Annotated in this window: 22 protein-coding genes; 5 read left to right on the top strand and 17 right to left on the bottom strand. The window is 37.4% G+C overall.

The annotated features are described in order from the left end of the window. The first annotated feature begins 1 nt into the window (after position 1). Positions 2–2695: an FtsX-like permease family protein gene (locus tag STRMA_RS05375; protein ID WP_003080146.1), complete on the top strand. Its 2694-nt coding sequence runs from the start codon at positions 2–4 to the stop codon at positions 2693–2695. Positions 2696–2974: 279 nt separating this feature from the next. Here the strand turns inward: STRMA_RS05375 and gap are convergent, their stop codons facing one another. Further along, positions 2975–3988 (bottom strand): type I glyceraldehyde-3-phosphate dehydrogenase, encoded by a 1014-nt coding sequence (gene gap / locus STRMA_RS05380; RefSeq protein WP_003078783.1) that lies wholly within the window; start codon positions 3986–3988, stop codon positions 2975–2977. Positions 3989–4305: 317 nt separating this feature from the next. Here gap and STRMA_RS05385 point away from each other — a divergent pair, with 317 nt between their 5' ends. After that, positions 4306–4779 carry an RrF2 family transcriptional regulator gene (locus STRMA_RS05385; RefSeq protein ID WP_003080895.1) on the top strand — a complete coding sequence of 158 codons (474 nt, stop codon included), beginning with the start codon at positions 4306–4308 and terminating at the stop codon, positions 4777–4779. A gap of 246 nt (positions 4780–5025) precedes the next feature. Here STRMA_RS05385 and STRMA_RS05390 read toward each other — a convergent pair whose 3' ends face one another. The 9 genes from STRMA_RS05390 to argF form a co-directional block, all read right to left on the bottom strand. Further along, positions 5026–5859 (bottom strand): NAD(P)H-hydrate dehydratase, encoded by an 834-nt coding sequence (locus STRMA_RS05390; RefSeq protein ID WP_003082167.1) that lies wholly within the window; start codon positions 5857–5859, stop codon positions 5026–5028. Further along, complete coding sequence (locus STRMA_RS05395) at positions 5856–6710, bottom strand: bifunctional methylenetetrahydrofolate dehydrogenase/methenyltetrahydrofolate cyclohydrolase (RefSeq protein ID WP_003079501.1); 855 nt, start codon at positions 6708–6710, stop codon at positions 5856–5858. The genes STRMA_RS05390 and STRMA_RS05395 overlap by 4 nt, the downstream gene beginning before the upstream one ends. A gap of 115 nt (positions 6711–6825) precedes the next feature. Next, positions 6826–6981 carry a hypothetical protein gene (locus STRMA_RS09655; protein ID WP_003081890.1) on the bottom strand — a complete coding sequence of 52 codons (156 nt, stop codon included), beginning with the start codon at positions 6979–6981 and terminating at the stop codon, positions 6826–6828. Positions 6982–7002: 21 nt separating this feature from the next. Continuing rightward, the gene (gene feoB, locus STRMA_RS05405; RefSeq protein ID WP_003079085.1) at positions 7003–9153 is read right to left on the bottom strand and encodes a ferrous iron transport protein B; all 2151 of its coding nucleotides are present in this window, start codon (positions 9151–9153) and stop codon (positions 7003–7005) included. Next, entirely contained in the window at positions 9150–9626 is a 477-nt protein-coding gene (locus STRMA_RS05410) for a ferrous iron transport protein A (protein ID WP_003080840.1), read from the bottom strand. Before STRMA_RS05410 ends, feoB begins: the two co-directional genes overlap by 4 nt. Positions 9627–9916: 290 nt before the next feature. Next, on the bottom strand, positions 9917–10651 hold the full coding sequence (locus STRMA_RS05415) for an amino acid ABC transporter ATP-binding protein (RefSeq protein ID WP_003078987.1): 735 nt from the start codon (positions 10649–10651) through the stop codon (positions 9917–9919). Beyond that, complete coding sequence (locus tag STRMA_RS05420; protein WP_003079865.1) at positions 10651–11337, bottom strand: amino acid ABC transporter permease; 687 nt, start codon at positions 11335–11337, stop codon at positions 10651–10653. Before STRMA_RS05420 ends, STRMA_RS05415 begins: the two co-directional genes overlap by 1 nt. A 117-nt stretch (positions 11338–11454) precedes the next feature. Continuing rightward, the gene (locus STRMA_RS05425; RefSeq protein WP_003078487.1) at positions 11455–11685 is read right to left on the bottom strand and encodes a DUF1797 family protein; all 231 of its coding nucleotides are present in this window, start codon (positions 11683–11685) and stop codon (positions 11455–11457) included. A gap of 74 nt (positions 11686–11759) precedes the next feature. Next, entirely contained in the window at positions 11760–12740 is a 981-nt protein-coding gene (argF, locus tag STRMA_RS05430) for an ornithine carbamoyltransferase (protein WP_003080682.1), read from the bottom strand. A gap of 252 nt (positions 12741–12992) precedes the next feature. On the opposite strand from argF, the gene STRMA_RS05435 reads away from it, so the two are divergent. The 3 genes from STRMA_RS05435 (at position 12993) to STRMA_RS05445 (ending at position 16289) form a co-directional block, all read left to right on the top strand. Further along, on the top strand, positions 12993–15263 hold the full coding sequence (locus STRMA_RS05435; RefSeq protein ID WP_003079184.1) for an ATP-dependent Clp protease ATP-binding subunit: 2271 nt from the start codon (positions 12993–12995) through the stop codon (positions 15261–15263). Positions 15264–15467: 204 nt separating this feature from the next. Continuing rightward, positions 15468–15920 (top strand): NUDIX hydrolase, encoded by a 453-nt coding sequence (locus tag STRMA_RS05440; RefSeq protein WP_003080692.1) that lies wholly within the window; start codon positions 15468–15470, stop codon positions 15918–15920. Positions 15921–15989: 69 nt separating this feature from the next. Then, a complete protein-coding gene (locus STRMA_RS05445) occupies positions 15990–16289 on the top strand; it encodes a DUF1827 family protein (protein WP_003078727.1) in 300 nt (99 codons plus the stop codon). Positions 16290–16401: 112 nt separating this feature from the next. Here STRMA_RS05445 and ileS read toward each other — a convergent pair whose 3' ends face one another. The 7 genes from ileS to ftsZ form a co-directional block, all read right to left on the bottom strand. Beyond that, on the bottom strand, positions 16402–19194 hold the full coding sequence (gene ileS / locus STRMA_RS05450; protein ID WP_003082111.1) for an isoleucine--tRNA ligase: 2793 nt from the start codon (positions 19192–19194) through the stop codon (positions 16402–16404). Between the two features lie 245 nt (positions 19195–19439). Continuing rightward, a complete protein-coding gene (locus tag STRMA_RS05455) occupies positions 19440–20222 on the bottom strand; it encodes a DivIVA domain-containing protein (RefSeq protein WP_040841586.1) in 783 nt (260 codons plus the stop codon). A 10-nt stretch (positions 20223–20232) separates the two neighbouring features. After that, positions 20233–21027, bottom strand: a complete 795-nt coding sequence (locus tag STRMA_RS05460) for a YlmH family RNA-binding protein (RefSeq protein WP_003080344.1) — start codon at positions 21025–21027, stop codon at positions 20233–20235. 1 nt (position 21028) lies between these two features. Then, a complete protein-coding gene (locus STRMA_RS05465) occupies positions 21029–21289 on the bottom strand; it encodes a YggT family protein (RefSeq protein ID WP_003081616.1) in 261 nt (86 codons plus the stop codon). Position 21290: 1 nt separating this feature from the next. Then, positions 21291–21857 (bottom strand): cell division protein SepF, encoded by a 567-nt coding sequence (locus STRMA_RS05470; RefSeq protein ID WP_003079125.1) that lies wholly within the window; start codon positions 21855–21857, stop codon positions 21291–21293. Between the two features lie 13 nt (positions 21858–21870). Further along, positions 21871–22542 (bottom strand): YggS family pyridoxal phosphate-dependent enzyme, encoded by a 672-nt coding sequence (locus tag STRMA_RS05475; protein WP_040841814.1) that lies wholly within the window; start codon positions 22540–22542, stop codon positions 21871–21873. Positions 22543–22544: 2 nt separating this feature from the next. Continuing rightward, on the bottom strand, positions 22545–23861 hold the full coding sequence (gene ftsZ, locus STRMA_RS05480) for a cell division protein FtsZ (RefSeq protein ID WP_003079927.1): 1317 nt from the start codon (positions 23859–23861) through the stop codon (positions 22545–22547). Positions 23862–23874 lie beyond the last annotated feature (13 nt).

The following is a 23874-nucleotide window of genomic DNA, read 5'->3' on the forward strand; positions in this document are numbered from 1 at the left end:
TATGTCCAAGAAAATATATTGGAAAGATATCAGGCAGTCTTTTTCTTCTTCTAAGGGGCGTTTCTTTTCTATTTTCAGCCTAATGGCTATTGGGGCTCTAGCCTTAATTGGTTTGAAAGTGACTCCTCCCAATATGCAAAATACTGCTCAAGATTTTATTGATAAATATCATACGATGGACTTGGCTGTCCTATCAGATTATGGTTTTAGTAAAGACGACAAAAAAGAACTCAGCAGTATCAAAAATGCCAGAATTGAATATGGACGTTTGAGTGATGTCACTATTGGCAAAGGAAAAAAGGCTGTTCGTATTTTTTCAGCCCCTAACAAAATTTCCAACTATAAATTAGTCTCAGGCAAAATGCCTAAATCAGACAAGGAAATTGCTCTTGCTTCAAGTATGAAGAAGAATTATAAGATCGGTGATTATATCACATTTACACAGTCATCTGAGCAAAAACTGCTTAAGACTAACCGCTATAAAATTGTTGGCTTTGTTGATTCTTCAGAGATCTGGGACAAAGATACAATAGGAAGTTCCTCAGTAGGATATGGGGAGCTGACAGGCTATGCTGTTGTCAGGCCAAAAGCTTTTAAGTCAAAAAATGACATGATTGCCCGTATCCGCTATAATGATACGAAGAATCTGCATTATGATACAAACAGTTATAAGAAAAAAGTTGCTCAGCATCAAGAGAAATTAGAAAAGCTCGTATCTGATAATGGAAAAAAACGTCTGCAAACCATTAAATCCCAAGCTCAAGAAAAAATCAATAAAGCTAAAACTAGGGTAGCAGCTTCCGAAAAAGAATTAGAAGATGCCCAAGCTAAAATTGATCAACAAACTGCTCAGCTTCAGGCAGCAGGACTGCCAGCTACTAGTCCTCAAGGTCAGGCTATTGCTCAAGCACAAGCTCTTTTGAATCAGCAAAAAGCACAGGCTCTCCCCAAGCTGGCTCAAACCAAAGCAGATCTTAGTCGATCACAAAGAAACTTAGATCACTTAGAAAGTCCATCTTACACAGTATACAGCCGTTCAACTTTCCCTGGCGGAGAAGGCTATCAAAATTATCTAAACTCAACACACAGTATATCTGCTATCGGAAATATTTTCCCTGTTGTCCTTTATCTGGTAGCTGCCATGGTCACCTTGACAACAATGACACGTTTTGTTGATGAAGAACGCACTAATGCAGGTATTTTTAAAGCATTAGGCTATACAGATAAACAAATCGTTGCTAAATTTGTTATTTATGGTTTAGTAGCCGGAGTGTCTGGTACTGTCATCGGTATCTTATTAGGAAATTTCGTTCTTTCTCCTCGTATCGGCAATATCACAACCGGAACAAGTGTCATTGGCAAGTCTACTATTTATTTCCATCCTTACTATACAGTCCTAGCTCTTGTCTTGGTCTTAGTATTTGCTGTCCTTCCAGCTTATCTTGTTGCTAAAAGAGAATTGGTCGAAAAACCTGCGCAGCTTTTATTGCCAAAACCACCTGTTTCTGGCTCTAAAATTTTCTTAGAGCGCCTGACTTTTATTTGGAACCGTTTAACCTTCACCCATAAAGTAACAGCTCGCAATATCTTCCGCTACAAACAGCGTATGTTGATGACTATTTTTGGTGTAGCAGGTTCTGTAGCTTTACTTTTTGCAGGGCTTGGTATTCAATCCTCAATCAACGGTATAGCCACTAAACAGTTTGGTAATATACTGCGGTATGATATGATTGTTGCTGACAACAATCAAGCAAGTGCTAAACAAAAAGCAGAGGTGAACTCTCTGCTTAAGAATACTAAAATTAATGATTTTAGCAGTGTGGAATATGAATCTAACCAACAAAAGATCAAAGGCCGGGCAGAAAGAGAAGAGGTAACCACCTTGATATCGGATCCGAAAAAACTTTCCCGATTCGTCCATCTTCAAGAGCGCAGCTCTGGAAAAAGACTAAAATTAAATCAGTCAGGTGTTATCATCACAGAAAAGTTAGCTAAACTTTACAAGGTTAAGCCGGGGGGCTATATCTCTATTCGTTTGGATGAAAAAAATTATAAAGTAAAAGTTTCAGCTATTTCTGAATTGTATGCCGGTCATTTCGTTTTTATGTCTACTGATTATTATCATACATTGACGCATCAAAGCTATCAGGCTAACGCTCATTTTGTTAGCTTGAAAACAAATTCTACTTCAAATATCCAAGATATGTCTGCTCAGTTTATGAAATTAGACGGTGTCAAAGGTGTCGTTCAAAATAATAGCCTCATTGGCCGAATTAATACTGTTTCACGTTCGCTGCAGTCTGTCATGCTGATTTTAATTATCTTATCTGTTTTATTAGCAGTTGTTATCCTTTATAATTTAACTAACATCAATGTTGCCGAGCGTATTCGTGAATTATCAACAATTAAAGTTCTTGGCTTCCACAATAAAGAAGTCACCTTATATATATATCGAGAAACAATTATCCTCTCTCTGATTGGTATTATAACAGGACTTATTGGAGGCTTTGCCCTTCATCGCCTTATCCTTAGCCTTATGGGAGGTAACTCTATTATGTTTAATCCCAGTGTCCAAATATATGTTTATTGGGTACCCGTCATAGCTATTATCCTTATTTTAGCTGTACTTGGCTGGGTTGTTAACCACCGTTTACGTCAAGTAGATATGCTGGAGGCCTTGAAATCAGTCGAATAAAAAATAGAAAGCACCTCAAGAATGAGATTCTCAGATCACTAATCTCATTCCCAAGGTGTTTTTTTATTTCATCTCTATCTATAAGGGCCTATAGGAAAAAGCAAAAAATATTATTAGAAAGAAGAAAAACTCTATTAAGACTAATTTTGTCTTTTCTGCAATCAAACTCATATTGAGATACAGGCTAAGCTGAATTACCAGATATCTGCCTACTTTATTTGCTAACGTCCATTATCATGTAAAAGTTTTCCCATAATAATAAACTAGAATTTTCAGTATCTATTGAGCGATCTTAGCAAAATATTCCAATGTACGAATAAGTTGAGCTGTAAAACTCATTTCATTATCATACCATGCTACTGTCTTAACAAGATAAACATCACCATCAGTTGTTACTTCAGTCTGCGTTGCATCAAAAACAGAACCATGTGTATCACCAATAATATCTGTCGAAACAATTTGATCTTCATTATAAGCAAAGCTTTCAGTTGCAGCAGCTTTCATTGCAGCATTGACCTCTTCAACAGTCACGGGCTGTTTGACCACACTGACCAACTCTGTCAGGGAGCCTGTTGGAGTAGCTACGCGTTGAGCATGGCCTTTTAAAAGACCATCAAGCTCTGGAATAACCAATCCAATTGCTTTTGCAGCACCAGAAGAAGTTGGAACAGTGTTAACGGCGGCTGCACGCGCACGGCGAAGATCCCCTTTGCGATGAGGACCATCCAAAATCATTTGATCACCAGTATAACTGTGGATTGTTGTCATTGTACCAACAGCGATACCAAAAGCCTTATTCAAAGCATCCGCCATTGGTGCTAAACAATTTGTCGTACAAGAACCTGGAGAAATAACTGTCTCTTCACCTGTTAATGTTTCATGATTCACATTATAAACAACAGTTTTCACATCGTTGCCGCCTGGTGCTGTAATAATCACTTTTTTAGCTCCGCCATTTACATGCAAATGTTTTTCAGCTTTTTTTCTAGTAGCAAAGAATCCTGTAGCCTCCAATACAATGTCAACACCTGATGAAGCCCAATCAATCTTTTCTGGGTCAGACTCTTGTGTTACTTTAACAAATTTTCCATTAACAAGAAAACCATCTTCTTTAACTTCCACTGATCCATCAAACTTCCCTTGTGTACTATCATATTTCAATAAATGAGCCAGCATTTCAGGATCTGTCAAATCATTTACATGAGTAATTTCAACTCCCTCAACATTTTGAGCTCGGCGCAAGGCCAAACGTCCAATACGACCAAAACCATTAATACCAATTTTTACAACCATTTTACGAACCTCCTACACAAAATATTAAAATTAAACAATTTGACGACTGAATCGTTCTGAACAAATCTTCTCTTGCAATAACTTATCTTGTTCATTCTTTTGCAGTGAATAATCTCAATAATGATCACACTCCCTTTCAGCTACTTCAGAAACATCTTTCTAAGTAAATGATCTTCAAGCCAGTTTATTTTATCATAGCTCTTCTTAATTACTTTACAAAGCAACCAAAAAAAGTTATAATAATACGACAAAAAATATAATAGAGATATTTTTTGTCCCTATTAGGAATTATAAAACTTTTTTTGGAGAATGTCAATATGAAATTATCATCCGGTTGGGAACAATCTGTTTATGTTTTGCTAATACTATCACAACTTCCTAAAAATAAGACAATGAATTCACAATCTTTAAGTGAGCGTTTAGGTACTTCTCACTCTTATCTAAAGAAAATCATTAAATTGCTGGTTAATGAGGGGTTAATCCTATCAACACCAGGAAAATATGGAGGTTTTTCATTAGCTAGATCTTTAGAAGATATTACTTTTTATGACATATTTACTGCTATTGAGGGAAGAGGAAAAATTTTTGCCAGCCAGCGGCTACTTAAAAAATTTCTAGGTGATAAGGAAGGCAAAAAAGCTAAACAATGCGCCGTTACAGACTCATTAGATATCATTGAAAAGACTCTAGTTTCTACACTATCAGCAATTACATTGTCAGATGTACTTACTCAAATAAAATCTAATTATAGTTTAGAAGAACTTAATAAATGGGTAGAAAAAAACGTATAACTATAAGTTATTAATCAAGACAGATGAATACTTGTTTACTTATAATTAATATACACAGTATGATCGAAGAATAAAAAGTTCATAAGCTTGCCTTTTGTAAGATAACTCTTTCAATTTTTTTACTGGAAAGCTTATGAACTATTATTATAATGCTATTATAGAAAAATAAAGTTAGTCTTACTGTTTGCCATACAAATAGACTGTCTGTCGTCCTAATGATATTGTTAGTGTCCTTTATGGCTCTCTTTAATCACTCATTTCCTTCATCACTCTTGCGATTTCTGTGCTGATCCTTGTTGGCAAAACGACATAGGCTTGCTTACTTAGTTGTTCTGCAATATAGGAATGGAGAAAAACAGCAGCGGCGGTAACATCAAAGCGATCGAGATGGAATTGGGCAACAAAACCTGCAATCATACCTGCCAAGGTATCTCCCATACCGCCTGTTGCTTGATAGGGACCGCCAACGCAGATCTTTCCGACCTTGCTGTTCTGATACAGCTTAGTCTGATGAGATTTTGCGACCAGCACTGTCCCCTTTGGAAATGCGGCTAACGCCGTTTGTGTGGCTTCTTCTGTCTGCTTGGAAATCGCCAGTCCAGACAGTCTTTCCCATTCTTTTTGATGAGGAGTGAGAATGATCTGCTCACTTGGCCAGCCAGCTGATTTTCTTTTAGCTAACAAATTAAGAGCAGAACCATCTATTACTAAAATCTGCTGTGCTGTGATAGACTGCCAAAGCAAGTCAAAGGTTTGTCGAGCCAAATCATCTTCAGCCAAACCCGGTCCTATAAGAATCACATCTGCTGCGGCTATTTGTTCTGTTAAGCGATCTTTTTCTGCCATATCAAAGGCCATAGACTCAGGTAAACGGCTGTGGAGAGCCGTGATATTGTCTTTATGGGTAGCGACTGTCACCAAACCCGCTCCGCTATTAACACAAGCCGAAGCCGCCATGATGATAGCACCGCCGTAAGGATAGTTGCCGCCAATCAAAAGGACACGGCCAAAAGTCCCCTTGTGACTGTCAAGAGGACGCGGCTGAATAATCTTTTTTACTAAGACTTTATCAATAATCATTTGGTCACACTTCTTAAGGCTGCTTGATAGGTTTGTTCTAAAAGCATGGTGATAGTCATAGGACCAACCCCTCCTGGAACAGGAGTAATCAAGCTGGCTGCCTCAGCAACTTCATCAAACTTAACATCTCCAATCAATTTGCCATTTTTATCACGGTTCATGCCGACATCAATAACTACAGCTCCATCTTTAACTAATTCTTTAGTTACAAAATTTCCCTGACCAATAGCAACAATAAGCACATCAGCACTCTTTGTTATTTCTGATAGATTTTTTGTGCGAGAATGCGTCAAGGTAACTGTGGCATTTTTATCCAAAAGCAGTTGCGCCATAGGTTTTCCCACAATATTTGAGCGGCCGATAATGACAGCATGCTTTCCTTCAAGATCCACCTGATAAGCCCTAAGTATTTCCATAATACCAGCTGGTGTACAAGGCACCATTTGCGGGCGGCCATTCCATAGATGCCCCGTATTTACTGGATGAAAGCCATCTACATCCTTTTTAGGATCAATAGCTAAAAGGATACGCTTGTCATTAATATGGCTAGGCAATGGCAGCTGAACCAAAATACCATGTATAGACGAATCCTGATTGTATTTTTCAATAATGGCAATCAGCTCTTCTTCACTAGTAGCATCTGATAGACGAACCGTTTCACTTTTAAATCCTGCCTTGCTAGCTGAACGCTCTTTATTGCGCACATAAACCTGGCTGGCAGGATTATCGCCTACTAAAATCACCACAAGACCTGGAACAATACCATATCTTTCTTTCATCTGCTTAACTTTATCTGCTAAATTAGTTTGTATTTTCTGAGCTAAAGCTTTACCATCAATAATTTCTGTCATTCTAATCTCCTGAAAAAACTGCTGTTTTTATTATATCAAAAAAGGAGCTAAGACAGAAGCCTAAGTAAACTATTTACCGATTATATAAAATAGAAAATGGGGAAGGCAGTAAAGATTACTTCCCATGTTTCATTTGTGAAGATTTATGCATTTCATCCTTTACAGGACAGGCACAATCACAGTCACCACAAGAACCTTTTTGTTTGATGTAATGGTGAATGCCTAAAAAACCTAAAAAGATAATGACAGCTGCAATAATAATTGTGGACATATGATCTCCTTTCTTGCCTATCTAGTGATGAGCTAATCCCAAATTATCAAGTGTAAAGATTTTTTCTTTTGGTTTGCGAGGTTTTCTTACAATGAAGTAAATCATAACAAAGAATATTAAGCCTGCTATTAGAGTCCAAACCGTTATAGGTTTACCATAGATAAAGACTAAGCCCAGCTGATAAATCATCAAGCTCACAAAATAAGCGAGACCTGTTTGATAACTAATTGCGATTAGAGTCCATTTTAAATTACCCATCTCACGTTTAATAGCACCAATTGAAGCAAAACAAGGAGCACAAAGGAGATTAAAGGTCAAGAAAGAATAGGCAGATAAGGCTGTATAATCTCCTTGAAGACTGGCCCATAGCGAATGCGTTGTCTCTGTCGCGTTAGGATTATTATAAAGAATACCAAAAGTAGCAACCACCGTTTCTTTAGCAGCAAGACCCGTAATGGCTGCAACAGTTGCCTTCCAATTCCCAAAACCAAGCGGCGTAAAAATCCAGGATAAAAGACGGCCAAGACCAGCTAAGATACTATTTTCAGTCTCCACGGACTGAAGAGTGAAATTATAAGAACTCATAAACCAAATGAGAATCGTTAAACTAAAAATAATCGTTCCTGCCCGTTTAACAAAACTCATTGCTTTTCCAAATGCGTAACGAAGAACAGCACTGAATTTAGGGAGATGATAATTAGGCAATTCCATAATAAAGGGACTCGTGTAACCGCCTAAGAAAGCTGTTTTTTTCAAGGCTATTCCAGATAAAATAATTGCAATAAAACCTAAGAAATAAGCACTGGGAGCAATCCATGGATTATGCGGAAAAAAAGCACCAGCAATAAGAGCAATAATAGACAGTTTGGCCGAACAAGGCATAAAAGTCGCTGTCATAATGGTAATCCTGCGATCCCGTTCATTTTTGATGGTACGGCTGGCCATAATACCAGGAACCCCACATCCTGTCGAGATTAACATGGGAATAAAGGATTTACCTGAAAGTCCAAAGCGCCTGAAAATGCGATCCATAACAAAAGCAATACGGCTCATATAGCCAACATCTTCTAATATCCCCAGACAAATAAAAAGTACAAAGATTTGAGGCAGAAAACCAAGAACCGTCCCAACACCTGCAATAATCCCATCAATGATCAAAGACTGCAGCCAGGGCTGAACTTTTAAAGTTTCAAGAATCCCTTTTACAAAATCTGGAACATATTTTCCAAAAAGAACATCATTAACCCAATCAGTTCCCATAGTCCCAACAGTTTGTATGGAGAGATAGTAAACCAAAAACATAACAGCAGCAAATATAGGCAAGGCCAAAAGACGGTTCGTTACAACTTTATCAATTTTATCTGACACAGTCATCTTGAAACTATCTGCCTGATTTTGAGCCATTTGACTGACACGCTCAATAAAGGCATAGCGCTGATTAACGACAATAGACTCTGAATCTTCTGTAAAAATTTCTTCTGTAATCTGGATAATATTAGCAATCTCTTTTTGTTGAAAGGAAGAAAGATTCAATTCCTCTTCAACCAAAGGATCGCGCTCAAACAGTTTTATAGCATAAAAACGACTGGAAGCTTCTGGAACTGTTTGTCCTAAAACCTCAATAATTTGGGCAATAGCAGCTTCAAATTTTGCATCATAAGTTGGATACTGAATGCTATCAACACTTGCTTTTGTCGTTTGACTCGCTTTTTGGATTGCTTTGTTAACACCTGTATTTTTTAAAGCACTGGTGGCAACAACTGGCGTTCCCATTAAATAGGCCAATTTCTCACTGTCAATAGTTTTGCCCTGGCTCTTTAGAACATCACTCATATTTAAAGCAATGGTTACTGGAATACCAATTTCAATCAGCTGAGTAGTCAGATACAGATTTCTCTCTAAATTGGAAGCATCTACAACATTTAAGACAGCATCTGCATGATTGCTTAACAAATAGTCTCTAGCAACCTTTTCTTCTGGACTGTAAGGAGACATTGAGTAAATACCAGGTAAATCCTGAACATTGAGATTCTTAATTTTTTTAATACTGCCACTCTTGCGTTCAACCGTAACTCCAGGCCAATTCCCAACATGCTGGCGCGTTCCTGTTAAAAGATTGAATAAACTCGTTTTACCGCTGTTAGGATTTCCAATCAAGGCAACTTCTGTCATTTTTTCTCCTCTTCCTGTATTTTCACAACACTGATCATCTGTGCTTCAGATTTCCTCAAAGTCAGCTCATAACCTCGCAGGCTGATTTCAATAGGATCTCCCAAGGGAGCAACTTTCCTCAGATAAATCTTCGTATGGCGTGTTAATCCCATATCCATCAAACGACGTTTCGCTTCATTGAGAGCAAAGATATTGTCAATATAAGCAAATCGTCCGACTTCAAGCTCAGATAAAGGAAGTGTTTCAACAGTTTCCTGACTTTCACTGACATCAATTTTTGTAAGAATAGAGTCATCAAAAGCTAAGCGGCTGGATTTCAGCATCAAAATAGCACTAGCTTTCGTTTTAGAAATCAACTCAATACGACTGCCAACCTTTAATCCAAGATTAGATAAGTGTCTGATACTATCTTCTGGCAAGTTAATACTGACTATTGTATAAGGGACATTGACTTTGGCATCTTGTAAAATCAAATAACTTGACCTCCTCACCAATTTTTGGTATGGCTGTATTTATGTTTAGTATAACATATTCATCAAACCTTTAAAATGCTTTTTTAGTTAAGCTACAGAAAAAAAGCTCTGCACTATCTATCAGGGTAAAACCATTTTGGATATTAAAAAAGACAAACCTTGAAAAAGAAGTTTGTCTTCAGTCTGAGATCAACACTGTTGACCTCACTTTTCAGTAACTCTGTAGAAGTGGGATGGCAAAATCGTCTTCTGCTAAATCACGATTGAATCCCTCTCTTTTTTTGAAATAACTATAAAACCTTACTTAAGAAATCTTTAGTTCTTTCTTCCTTGGTATTTTCAAAAATATCTGTAGGTGTTCCCTGCTCCACAATAACCCCTTCATCCATAAAAATGACTTGATCTGCTACTTCTCGCGCAAATCCCATTTCATGTGTAACTATGGCCATTGTCATACCTGATTTGGCAAGATCCTGTATAACAGCTAAAACTTCACCAACCATTTCTGGATCAAGGGCTGAAGTTGGCTCATCAAACAAAAGGACATCCGGATCCATAGCTAAGCCGCGTGCAATTGCAATACGCTGCTGCTGTCCTCCAGATAAACTTGAAGGATAAGCATCTGCTTTATCACGCAGTCCCACTTTATCTAATAATTGATATGCTTTCTCTTCAGCCTCCTGTTTACTCATACCCTTGGTTTTAATCGGAGAAAGTGTAATGTTATCTAAGACCGTCATATTTGGAAAGAGGTTAAATTGTTGAAAGACCATCCCCATTTTTTCACGCATCTTAAAAATATCATTAGACTTATCCGTAATATCAACATCCTCAAAAGTAACAGTCCCCTTTGTCGGAGTCTCAAGAAGATTCATTGTCCTTAGAAAAGTAGATTTTCCAGATCCTGATGGACCGATAATAACGAGAACTTCACCATGTTTGATCTCTAGATCAATTCCTTTTAAAACTTCATTTTTCCCAAAATATTTATGTAAATTTTTAATACTGATAACTGTTTCTGACATTAATTAGTGTCTCCTTTACCAAAGCGGTTTTCAAGTGTTTTAACCAGAGCTGACATTACTGTCGTCACCATCAAGTAATAAAAAGCTGCAAATAATAAAGGTTCCAAAGGAATATAGGTTGCTGTTACGACAGACTGTGCTCCATTCCATAATTCCATGACACCAATTGTTTGTAAAAGAGAGCTGTCTTTAATAATGGTAATAAATTCATTTCCCAAAGCCGGCAGAATATTTTTAAAAGCTTGAGGTAAAATAACATAGCGCATAGCATTAACTGGCCTAATTCCTAAAGAGAAAGCAGCTTCCAGCTGCCCTTTAGGCACAGCTTCAATTCCAGCGCGGACAATTTCAGAAATATATGCTCCACTGTTTAATGACAGTACAATGATCCCTGGTAAAAGTCTTGAAAAGTCTAAATCCAGGACACCAAATTTAAGGATAGGCATATTGGTAAACCGCAAAATAACAAATGAAATCATAATCTGCACAACCATAGGAGTGCCGCGAAAGATCCAAACATAAAAAGAAACAAGCCAGTTTAAAATCTTAATATTAGTGCGTTTAACAAGAGCTACAAGTACGCCGATGATTGTCCCGAAAAAGACGACACAAGCAGATATCATAATGGTTACAAGTACACCATAATTAAAATAAGCCCAATATTTAGGCAAAAACGAAAAATCCATAATTACTCCTCTAAGCTAATATGACATAGTCACATTATAGTATAATTTGTATAAAAATACAAGTTTCTATTTTATAAAAAAAGACCAGAACCTTCATGAACCAGCCTTTTTATCTCATTAATAAAGTAAATCGTAGATTTCCATGGCAATTAAATCAATGCTATCAAAGGTATAAGTTTCTCGTGCAATAACATCGCGCAATGTGAATACAGGACCATTCTCTGGGTCATTATTAAATGAAACCTCTGCAACAACAGCACCGTCACGTTCAAAATGACGTTTCAAATTACTACTATCTGCCGTCATCTGCTCTAAGCGGTTAATAATTCTCACTAAATGTGATTCCATGATATTCTCCTATCCGTTTTTAACTCTCCTTATTCTATCATAAATAAACTAAAAAAACAGTAAAATAGTCCATTTTAAAGATTTTTTAGAGAATGATACATAATGGCCTTGATAGAATGCAAGCGATTCTCCGCTTCCTGAAAGATACTGCTGCTGTGCTGCTGAAAGACTTCATCTGTAATTTCCAATTCTTTATAGCCATATTGATCGTAAATTTGCTTACCAATTTCAGTATTTGTATCATGAAAGGCAGGTAAACAGTGAAGAACCACAGCATTAGGATTCGTTACCTGGGCAAGCAAGTTAGAATTGATTTGATAGGGCAAAAGCAGATCAATTCTATCTTTAAAATCAACTTTCTCACCCATTGACACCCAGACGTCAGTATAGAGGATATCCGCATTTTTTACGGCTGATACATCATCTGTAATATAAATACTCCCCCCAGTCTGATGTTCTTTTGCGATGCGGACAATTGATCTTGCAGGCTGCAGTTCTTCAGGAGCAATTATCATAACATTAATTCCCAAAATTGCTGAAGTCACTAATAAAGAACTAGCTACATTATTGCGCCCATCACCAAGGTAAACAAGAGTCAATCCTTCAAGCCTGCCAAAAAGTTCTTTGATTGTCATAAAATCAGCAATCATCTGCGTTGGATGCCAATCATCTGTTAAACCATTCCATACAGGGACACCAGAATAAGCGGCTAAAAATTCTGCACTCTCCTGCTTAAAGCCTCGGTATTCGATACCATCAAACATAGAGCCTAATACTTTTGCCGTATCAATCACAGACTCTTTCTTTCCTAATTGAATATCATCGCTAGCCAGATAAGTAACATTCATTCCTAAGTCCTGTCCAGCAACAGTAAATGCACTTCTTGTCCTAGTAGACGTTTTTTCAAAAATTAAGGCAATATTCAACCCTTCTAAATAGTTATGTTTGGTTCTTTCTTTTTTTAATTTTTTAAACCAAAGAGCTTGTTCGATCAATTCTAATAAGTCGTCTTTGCTATGGTCAATTTCTTTTAAAAAAGATTTATTTCTTGTCATTGCTAACCTTCCTGAATTTTTATACTTTATTTTTACATTTTTATTCATCTATGTCAAGAAGTTTTCGAAAAATCGTGCAGAAAGTATCTCAATTGGGTTTTAAAATCCTTTGCTGCAAATTGATTACTTCCAATCTTTTTACTTGATTTCTAAACAAATGATGTTATAATATAGCATATAAAGTTTGACCTTTATTGACCAAATAATTAAAGGTTAATTCTTGTATTTTATGACGAAAGGGGATTTATTGATATGCTCTGTCAAAATTGTAATTTGAACGAATCAACCATACACCTTTATACTAACGTTAATGGAAAACAAAAGCAAATTGATCTTTGTCAAAACTGCTACCAAATCATGAAAACAGATCCTGAAAACGGATTTTTAAACCATCTATCACAGCAAAATAATAATAGTCCTATTAATCCTTTCTTTGATGATTTCTTCGGAGATCTTAATAACTTCCGAGCTTTCAATCAAGATTTACCTAATTCTCCTAAGACACAATCCGGCGGGAATATTGGGAATGGCGGTAACAACAACGGCCACCCGGGAGGACCTGGAGGCCCTCGACAAAATCCACAGCAGCCCAACGGACTTTTGGAAGAATTTGGTATTAATCTAACGGATATTGCTCGTAAAGGCGAAATTGATCCTGTTATTGGACGCGATGATGAAATCAAGCGGGTCATCGAAATTTTAAACCGGCGAACCAAAAACAATCCTGTGTTAATCGGAGAACCTGGGGTTGGTAAAACCGCTGTTGTTGAAGGCTTAGCTCAAAAAATTGTTGACGGTGACGTTCCCCAAAAGCTGCAGGGACGAAATGTGATTCGCCTTGATGTTGTCAGTCTTGTTCAAGGTACCGGTATCCGCGGACAGTTTGAAGAACGTATGCAAAAGCTAATGGAAGAAATTCGTCAGCGTCAAGACGTTATTCTTTTCATTGATGAAATCCATGAAATTGTCGGAGCTGGCTCTGCTGGCGATGGCAATATGGATGCTGGAAATATTTTAAAACCAGCTCTGGCTCGTGGTGAGCTTCAGTTAGTCGGCGCAACAACGCTGAATGAATATCGTACCATTGAAAAAGATGCTGCTTTAGAGCGCCGCATGCAACCGGTTCAAGTTGATGAACCTAGCGTAGAAGAAACGATTACTATTCTAAAAGGAATTCAGCCAAAATACGAAGATTACCATCATGTAAAATATACAGATGAAGCTATTACCGCTGCCGCAAATCTTTCTAACCGTTATATTCAAGATCGCTTTTTACCAGACAAAGCTATTGATCTTCTAGACGAATCTGGTTCTAAGATGAATTTAACTCTCAATTTTATTGATCCTAAAGAAATTGATCATCGTTTAGTGGAGGCTGAAAATCTTAAAGCTCAGGCAACACGCGATGAAGACTTTGAAAAAGCAGCCTATTTCCGTGATCAAATAGCTAAATATAAAGAAATGCAAGCTGCAAAGCTTGATGCGGAAAACACTCCTGTTATTACTGAAAAAAATATTGAAGCGATTGTTGAAGAAAAGACTAATATTCCAGTAGGTGAACTGAAAGAAAAAGAACAGTCTCAGCTCATTAATCTCGCCGATGATTTAAAAGCTCATGTTATCGGTCAGGATGATGCGGTTAATAAGATTGCTAAAGCTATCCGACGCAACCGTGTCGGCCTTGGAACTCCAAACCGTCCAATTGGCAGTTTTCTCTTCGTTGGACCTACTGGAGTTGGTAAAACGGAACTTTCAAAGCAGTTAGCTATCGAATTATTCGGTTCAGCCGACAGTATGATTCGCTTTGATATGAGTGAATATATGGAAAAACATGCCGTTGCTAAATTGGTCGGAGCTCCTCCAGGCTACGTTGGTTACGAAGAAGCTGGACAATTGACAGAAAAAGTCCGTCGCAATCCATACTCACTTATCCTACTTGATGAAATTGAAAAAGCACATCCTGATGTGATGCATATGTTCTTACAAGTTTTAGATGATGGACGTTTGACTGATGGTCAAGGACGAACAGTTAGCTTTAAAGATACTATTATCATCATGACCTCAAATGCTGGTACCGGAAATACTGAAGCTAATGTAGGATTTGGAGCTAGCCGAGAAGGACGGACAAACTCTGTTCTTGGAGAGCTTCATCATTTCTTTAGTCCTGAATTTATGAACCGATTTGATGGCATTATTGAATTTCAGTCTCTTAATAAGGACAATCTGCTTCAAATTATTGATTTAATGCTTCAAGATGTTAATGATCGTTTGGCCTATAATGGCATTCACTTAGAAGTTACAAATAAAGTGAAAGAAAAATTGGTAGATCTTGGTTATGATCCAAAGATGGGAGCTCGGCCACTTCGCCGAACTATTCAGGACCATATTGAAGATGCTATTACAGATTTCTATCTTGAACATCCTGATCAAAAAGAACTAAAAGCCGTTATGTCAGGCAATGGTAAAATTAATATCAAATCAGCTAAAAAATCTGAACCCGTGACAAAAACAGCAGAAAAATGATTTCTAAATTAAGAGAAGATTGAAATCATAAAAAATCTACTAATGAAAACAGGCTGACTTCTTTAAAACTTAGAAGTCAGCCTGTTCTTTTTATAGTAAGAATTAACAACTTTTATTATGGCATTTTTTCATTTAAGTGCAGATGAATTTATCTTAGCCTGCTCATTTAAAGAAATTTTAGTATAATAGAACAAAGGAGAAAATATGTCAGTAAAAATTTTCGGTGAAAAGAAACCAAATATCGATTATGTCAGCCGTTATGGGGTCTATGCAGTTATACCTGATAAAAGACATCAAAAAATTATTTTAGTTCAAGCACCAAATGGAGCATGGTTTTTGCCAGGAGGAGAGATTGAAAAGAAAGAGAATCATCTTCAGGCCTTAGAACGTGAGCTCATTGAAGAATTGGGCTTTACTGTGACGATTGGAAAATATTACGGACAGGCAGATGAATACTTCTACTCAAGCCATCGCCATACCTATTTTCATAATCCAGCTCATATTTATCAGGCAACAGCATTTCAAAAAGTTGGAAAACCACTAGAAGACTTTAATCATTTAAAATGGTTTCCTATCACAGAAGCAAAAGAGAAATTAAAACGAGGAAGTCATAAATGGGGTGTTGAATGTTGGCAAAAAGACCAACAGAAAAAATAAATAAAAGCAACATTTTAGCCTAATTCATGCTATAATGTTACTATAAGAAGCAATGGCAGGAGGAAAACCATGAGACTAATTAATACAACAAGCAGCAACCAACGATTAGTTAAAAGCCAGTTGCAAAACACTGATGCTGTTTTAGTTGAAACCTATTCAGCTGGTAATACAGATGTTGTCTTTACACAAGCACCGAAACACTATGAAATTTTAATTTCCAATAAACATCGTGCCATTAAAGACAGCGAAATTGAAGCCATTCGTGAATTTTTTCTCAAACGAAAAATTGATCCCAAAATTATTCTATCAGATCAATTAAAAACACTCCATACTGCAAATTTAATTGAAATTTCAATTCCTATAGTTTAAAAACGCAATTACTACCTTGCGTTTTTATTTTTTGCCAAGATAAAAAAGACTTGGTTTATCACATCAAACGTAAGGTAAACATGTAATAACCAAAGTCTCTTTTCTCTTTTCTTTATTTATCTTCAAATCCTTCTGCAGTCGCTACTGAGAAATTATTTTCCAGTATCTTTGCACAATGATCACATACCCTAGCATTATAAGGGCGTTCTTTCACTGTTGGATCAACACGGCGACAGCGTTCACAGACCTCTCCATCAGCGCGTTCGACCATAAAAGCAACATCCTCAAAAGCAAGAGCATTTTCAGGTGCTTTTTCTTCTGTCACTGTCAATTGCGAAACAATAAGAAGCTGAGCAATGTCACTGTCCAGTGTTGCCAACAACGTTTTAATTTCCTCACCAGCATAAATCGTCAGATGGGCTTCCAAAGATCTACCAATAATTTTTTCATTACGTGCTTCTTCCAAAGCCTTTTGTGCTTGTGTTCGAAGCGCCATAAAGGCCTCCCATTCCTCAAGAATGGCCTCTTGATCAGCAAATTCTTTCGCTTCTGGCATTTCAGAAAGCTGTACAAAATCTTCGGATTCAAATTCAAGATAAGACCAAATTTCTTCGGACGTATGAGGAATAATCGGTGTTAATAATTTTGTGATATTAAGCAGGATATTATAAAAAACTGTCTGCATTTGGCGGCGAGCAAGACTATCTTCTGCTTCAATATAAACCACATCTTTAGCAAAATCTAAGTAAAAAGCAGATAAATCAACGGTAATGAAATGAACAACAGACTTATAGATACTAAGAAAATCATAATTTTCATAAGAATTGCGGATACTTGCTACCAATTGATTAAATTTGATTGTCATATATTTATCAACAGGCCGCAAATCTTCATAAGGAAGCTTATGGACATGAGGATTGAAATCTGCTGTATTGGCTACTAAGAAACGTAGAGTATTGCGAATTTTACGATAAGTTTCTGAAACTTGTGCTAAAATTTCCATAGAAACACGAACATCACTATTAGTATCAACAGAAGCTACCCAAAGACGCAATATTTCAGCACCATATTGTTTCGCAACATCATTTGGTGAAATAATATTGCCTTTGGATTTAGACATCTTCTCACCTTTACCATCAAGTACAAATCCTTGTGACAAGACGGTTTTATATGGAGCATGTCCATTTACAGCAACAGAAGTAATTAATGAAGAATTAAACCAGCCGCGGTATTGGTCTGATCCTTCAAGATAAAGATCAGCTGGATAACCAAGTTCTTGCCGTGCATTCATAACCCCATTCCATGACGAACCTGAATCAAACCAAACATCCATAATATCTGTTTCTTTAGTAAATTTCCCATTTGGAGACCCTGGATGACTGAAACCTTCCGGAAGAAGATCTTTAGCTTCACGTTCCCACCAGACAACAGAACCATGTTTTTCAAAGAGCTTCGCCACATGATCTATTACTTCCTTAGTCATAATAGCAGTCCCATCTTCTGCGTAGAATATAGGAAGAGGAACTCCCCAAATACGCTGACGAGAGATAACCCAATCTCCACGGTCACGGATCATATTGTAAAGACGGGTACGGCCCCATTCTGGATAAAAACCTGTACGTTCAATTTCATCAAGAATATCTTGACGGAATTTAGAAACTGAAGCAAACCATTGCGGTACTGCTCTCCAAATAATTGGTTTTTTAGTCCGCCAGTCAAAAGGATAGGAGTGAGTTATGACCTCAGAAGCTAGTAGTAAATCACCAAGTTTTTCTTTAACTGTTGGCAGCACTTTATCATAAAACTGCCCTTGAAAATCTGCCCCAGCATTTTCCATCATGATGCCACGCTCATTGACAGTTACAACTACTTCTAATCCATATTTCATACTAACATTGTAGTCATCCTCACCAAATCCAGGAGCTGTATGAACAATTCCAGTACCTGAATCAAGGGTTACATGGTCACCATTCATAACCAACTCTTCTACTTCCTCGTCCCAAGGATGAGCTGTTACAATACGATCAAGTTCAATTCCTTTATGCTGCGAAAGAACTTCAGGATTTTCCCAAGCAAACCGCTCAGTCAATTCTGGAAGCAAAGCTTTGGCAACAACAAATTTACGACTATCATTATTGGGTTTTACAACGACATAATCAAGATCGGGACCAACAGTTAAGCCGCGTGAAGCTGTAATAGTAAAAGGGGTAGTTGTCCAGACTACAATATAAGTCTCTTGATCTAGAACTCCCTTACCATCTTTAACTTGATTGGCATAAAAAAGTGAAGTTGAATCAATATCATGATATTCAATTTCTGCTTCAGCCAAGGCTGATTCCGATGACCATGACCAATACACAGGCTTCGCACCGCGGTAAATATAGCCTTTATCTGCCATAGCTCCAAAAACACGAAGCTGAGCAGCCTCATAAGCTGGAACCAAAGTTATATAAGGATTCTTCCAGTCTGCAGAAACACCTAGACGCTTAAAGTCTTCACGCTGTTTATCAACTTGGCTGAGCGCATAATCATGGCACATTTTTAAATATTCTGAACGATCCAGTTCTTTACGCTTAACGCCTTTTTTAGCTAAGACCTGCTCAATCGGCAGACCATGTGTATCCCAACCAGGAACATAGGGAGCTCTGAAACCTGACATTGACTTTGAACGAACTATAATATCCTTGGAAATTTTATTAAGTGCATGCCCTACATGGATATTTCCATTCGCATAAGGAGGTCCGTCATGCAAGAAGAAAGTCGGTTTATTAGCATTTAATTCCTGACGTCTGGTATAAACATCTGCCTCATCCCATTCCTTTTGCCATTGTGGCTCTTTATTAGGAAGACCTGCACGCATAGGAAATGCTGTTTTTCCAAGATTCAAAGTTTCTTTTAATTTCATAATAACCTCATCAATAAAATAATAAAAAAGAACCTTCATCAAAGGACGAAAGCTCGTGGTACCACCTTGGTTTAGATAAATACAGTATACTATATTTATCCCTCTTTGCTTGTAAGGTAAGCTTACCTCCTATCCTATAAATCATTTCAGATAGGAATAAACAAAAGGATAGGTCTTAATGAAGGGAGCGTAGATCTTCCACTGCCATCTACTCGCTGGATCTATTCATTAAACCTGTGTTTTTGTTAATCATTAATATTCAATTTAAAAGTTTGAGTTTCATTTAAATTAGGCTCATCAGAAGTTGTTTCATCGTCTGCTTCAATAATAATAGGCTGCTGATCAGTCTGAGTTTCTTCCAATTCTTTGTTACTTTCAGCAACACGACGATTCAGCTCTTCCATTTCCTCTGGAGTAAACTGATGTGTCACATCAATAGGTTCTGTTGATGAAGCTTCTGGGACATGTTCATCAAGAACTTTTTCAACAACTTCTTTAAAAGCAGCATCTGAATTTTGAAGATAAACAGCCGTAGGCTGTAAAAGATCTGTCCACTCAGGAGAATTTGCAAGGGTCAATTGCCCTTCAACAACTGATAAGAGGTGCTGATGGAAAACACGGCTTTGCCGTTTTAATTCTTCTGTTTCTACAGCAATACGTTTGGCTTCATCTGTTGAATCACGGAGAATTTGATTAGCTTTAGCTTTGGCTTCATCAATTAATTGCTGTGCCTCATAAGTCGCTTTATTAAGAATATTCGTTGATTCTGTGTTGGCTGAAATCTTAACTTTTTCAGCTGTTTCTTGAGCTAAAATAACGGATTGACTAAGAGATTCTTTCATCTCATCAAAGTATCCCAACTTATCTTCTAACTCTTTGATACGATTATCTTTTTCTCGATTTGTACGCACCAACTCTTCATAATCATCAACAACAATATCCAAGAACTCTTCTACTTCTTGAGTATTGTATCCAAACATTTTTGTACCAAAGGTTTTATCTTTGATTTCAAGTGCCGTAATTGCCATTTTTTTCTCCTTATTTATGTTTATATGTGATGCGATCAATTGTTAACTTATATTTTCCACTTTTTGAAAAACCATTGTCTCTTTTTAGGATAAACCTGCCATAACCTCTTATGCTAACTAAATCACCTACTTCAACCAAACAAGAAATTTTAGATTGAACTAGGTAATTCAGCTTGACTTTTTCACCTTCAATTAATTTACTTGCGGTTCCCCTGGAAACTTTTAAAACAGACGATATTACTTTATCCAAACGCATACTGGAAACCAAAATATCTACTTCTGTATAGTCCGAGGGATTTTCTAACTGCTCATTTAGTTCTAGTTTTTTAAAACTAACAGCAGCTTTACCTATTTTCGAAACCTGAGCTGTTAAATAAGAGACCATTGAGCTTTCAATAAAAAATTGTGCTCTTCTTTCTTGAACAATAATATCTCCAAGTATCTGCCGTTTAACACCAAGCTTATTGAGCAAAGTTCCTAATATCTGTGCATGTGTTAAACGATTAAACTTATTATTATAATTAATTTCAAGTAGACTTATCTCAAAATCTGCTATATCCAGCTCATAATAAACTGGAGCAATTAATAATCTAGCATATTCAGAAGGAATATAATCAGAACTAAGATAGACTTGTAAATCTGTCTGGCTGATAATCGTCTGCATCACTTTAACCTGTCTGGGGTTAATAAAATCTGTTACATAATGAGTATAGCTATCTTCTACCTGTTTGATTATATCATAAGTTTTTTCAATTAAGTCATGCTCTTCTATATTAAAATGCTGATAAATATTTTGTTTTGCCATATTAAACAAGTAACATCATTAGAAGACGTGTTAAACCATTTAAGACTATTATGACAAATATAATCGTAAAATCTAAACCAGCAAATTGAAGATTTAAACGTTCAAACGGTTTTAACACAGGTTCTACGATATCTCTTAATAATCTGCCCAAGAACGTATCGTAAGCATTAGGAAACCAAGACAAAAGAGCATAAAGAGCCAATAAAACAGAATAAATTTCTGTCACCCTTGCCAGAACAAATATGATATAAGCTGAAATCATATTAACGTCTCTTCATATCATAGTTAAAGTTAACATCTTGTCCATTTGCTGCTAAATTCATCTCTTCAATGTCAACAATAACGTTAATTGGAGTTAGAAGATACATAGAAGGTCCAACCTTCTGAAGGTTTCCTGCCAATACCTTACCAGCACCATCAATAAAATCCAAACAACGACGTGCTTGTGCTTCAAGCATATATTGGAAATCAATAAGAACACATTCATTTCTGATCAATAAATCAACAATCTCTTCCGCATCTTCATATTTACGTGGATACTTAAGGGCAATCGTTGTTTTTTCTTGAGCAGACTGCTGATTATTATTGACACGACGTGATGTAGGCAGAGGATGGATTGTCTCCTCACTCGGCCGACGCATTTGCGGTGCTGGCTGTTCTCCTTTTGAAGTTTGCCGAGACTGAGGCATGGGTGCCTGTCTCTGGGTAACAGGACGCTGTTTTGGAGCCTCTTGCTGTCGATTAGAAGAAGCTGCAGGCTCTTCTACTTCGCTAACTTCATCAGTATCAAAGTAAGAAATAATTTTGTTAAAGCTGTCTCTAAGTGCCATTGATCTCTCCGTTTCATTTAAAGAATGCGCTGCCTATTCTGACAAAAGTAGCACCATTTTGGATAGCGATTGGATAATCGCGGCTCATCCCTATGCTCAACTCAGTAAATGGCATATTCTTCAAATTTTTTTCTTTTAAGTTATTCTTTAATTTATTGGCTTTGCTGAAAATATCATCTAAATCTGCTTCTTGAGCATCTATGGGAGCCATAGTCATTAAGCCAACAAGTTCAATTTTATCAAATTGCTGAATTTCTTCAAGCACTTTGCTTATTTCAGATGGTTTAAAACCATGTTTGCTTTCTTCGCCAGAAATATTAACTTGAAGAAAGCATTTAATCTTATGTTGAGCACGTTTTTGAATCTCAGCTGCCAATTTTACAGAATCCAGAGCATGGAAATAATCAACAAGATTAATCACGTCCTTTACCTTTCGGCGCTGCAAACTCCCAATCAAATGCCAGGTTAAATCATAGTCAGTCAATGCTTGGTATTTATCAAGAAACTTATCTACACGATTTTCAGCAATATGCTTAACGCCGGTTTTGACAAGCTCCTCAGCTGTATGACTATCAACATACTTTGTCACAGCAATAATAGTCACCTCATCTTTATGACGGCCTGCTGCCTGAGTATGTGCAGAAACGTCCTGATAAATACGTTCTTTATTATGTTTTAGATCCATCATTAGCGATTTTTAAAGAAAGGAGGTGTTTCCAATTCGTCATCATCATCTGAATCAGCTGAGAAAGTACTCATTTTCAGCTGGCTGTCAATTTCGCCTTCAGTTGGTCGCGCGATACTCTCACGCCTTAAATCCCAATCACCAAAAGCTGATTGCTGATCTTGCGCCTCTTGGCGAGATTGTGTTTGCTGCGGATCAGCTGTTGGCACTTCAGGTGATTCATTCATATCAAAATCAAAATTCTGACGGCGTTCAAAATTTGGTTGATTAGTACGTGAACCACGATTTACAGGAGATTGTTGCTGCGGCCTTGGCTGATTGTATGAAGGAACTGAGCGAATGCCTGAAACTTGTTCTGCTTGATCGGGACGAACACCGGTAGCTACAACAGTTACGCGGATTTCATCTTTCATTGTATCATCAATTGCTGTACCAAGCCAAATATTAACACCTTGGCCAGCAGCCTGACTAACAATTTCTGAAGCTTCTTCCGCTTCTGTCAGAGTCATATCAAGTCCGCCAGTAACATTGACAATAACATCCTCTGCACCATCAATAGTTGTTTCAAGGAGCGGTGAGTAAATTGCTTTACGAGCAGCTTCAACAACACGTTCCTCACCAGTACCAATACCGATCCCCATAAGAGCGTTTCCTTTACTTGCCATAACTGTTTTCACATCAGCAAAGTCAAGATTGATAAGCCCAGGACTCGTAATTAAATCAGTAATGCCTTGCACACCTTGACGAAGAACATTGTCAGCTTCGCTGAGTGCTTCTAGTAAAGGTGTCTTTTTATCAACAATTTCTAATAAATTATTATTTGAAATAATAAGAAGTGTATCCACTTCGCTGCGCAGCTCATTAATACCTTCAACAGCAAAATTACTGCGCTTATTTCCTTCGAAACCAAATGGACGGGTTACAACAGCAACTGTAAGTGAGCCCAGCCCCTTTGCAATTCTTGCAATAACCGGAGCTGCACCTGTACCAGAACCGCCACCCATTCCAGCAGTAATGAATACCATATCTGCCCCTGTAAGGGCTTCTGTCAGAGCTTCTTCGCTTTCTTCTGCTGCTTTGCGGCCGATTTCAGGCTGTCCTCCTGCCCCAAGTCCGCGCGTTAATTTAGGTCCTAGCTGAACAACAGTTTCAGCCTTTGAACTGCTTAAAGCTTGAATATCAGTATTGGCTGCAATAAATTCGACTCCAGCCACGCCTTCATCAATCATACGGTTGATGGCGTTGCCGCCGCCACCGCCAACTCCGATAACTTTAATTACTGCACCTTGAACCGATGCTGCATCAAATGAAAATGCCATGTTACTTTTTCCT

It is taken from the genome of Streptococcus macacae NCTC 11558, assembly GCF_000187995.2.
Taxonomy (GTDB): domain Bacteria; phylum Bacillota; class Bacilli; order Lactobacillales; family Streptococcaceae; genus Streptococcus; species Streptococcus macacae.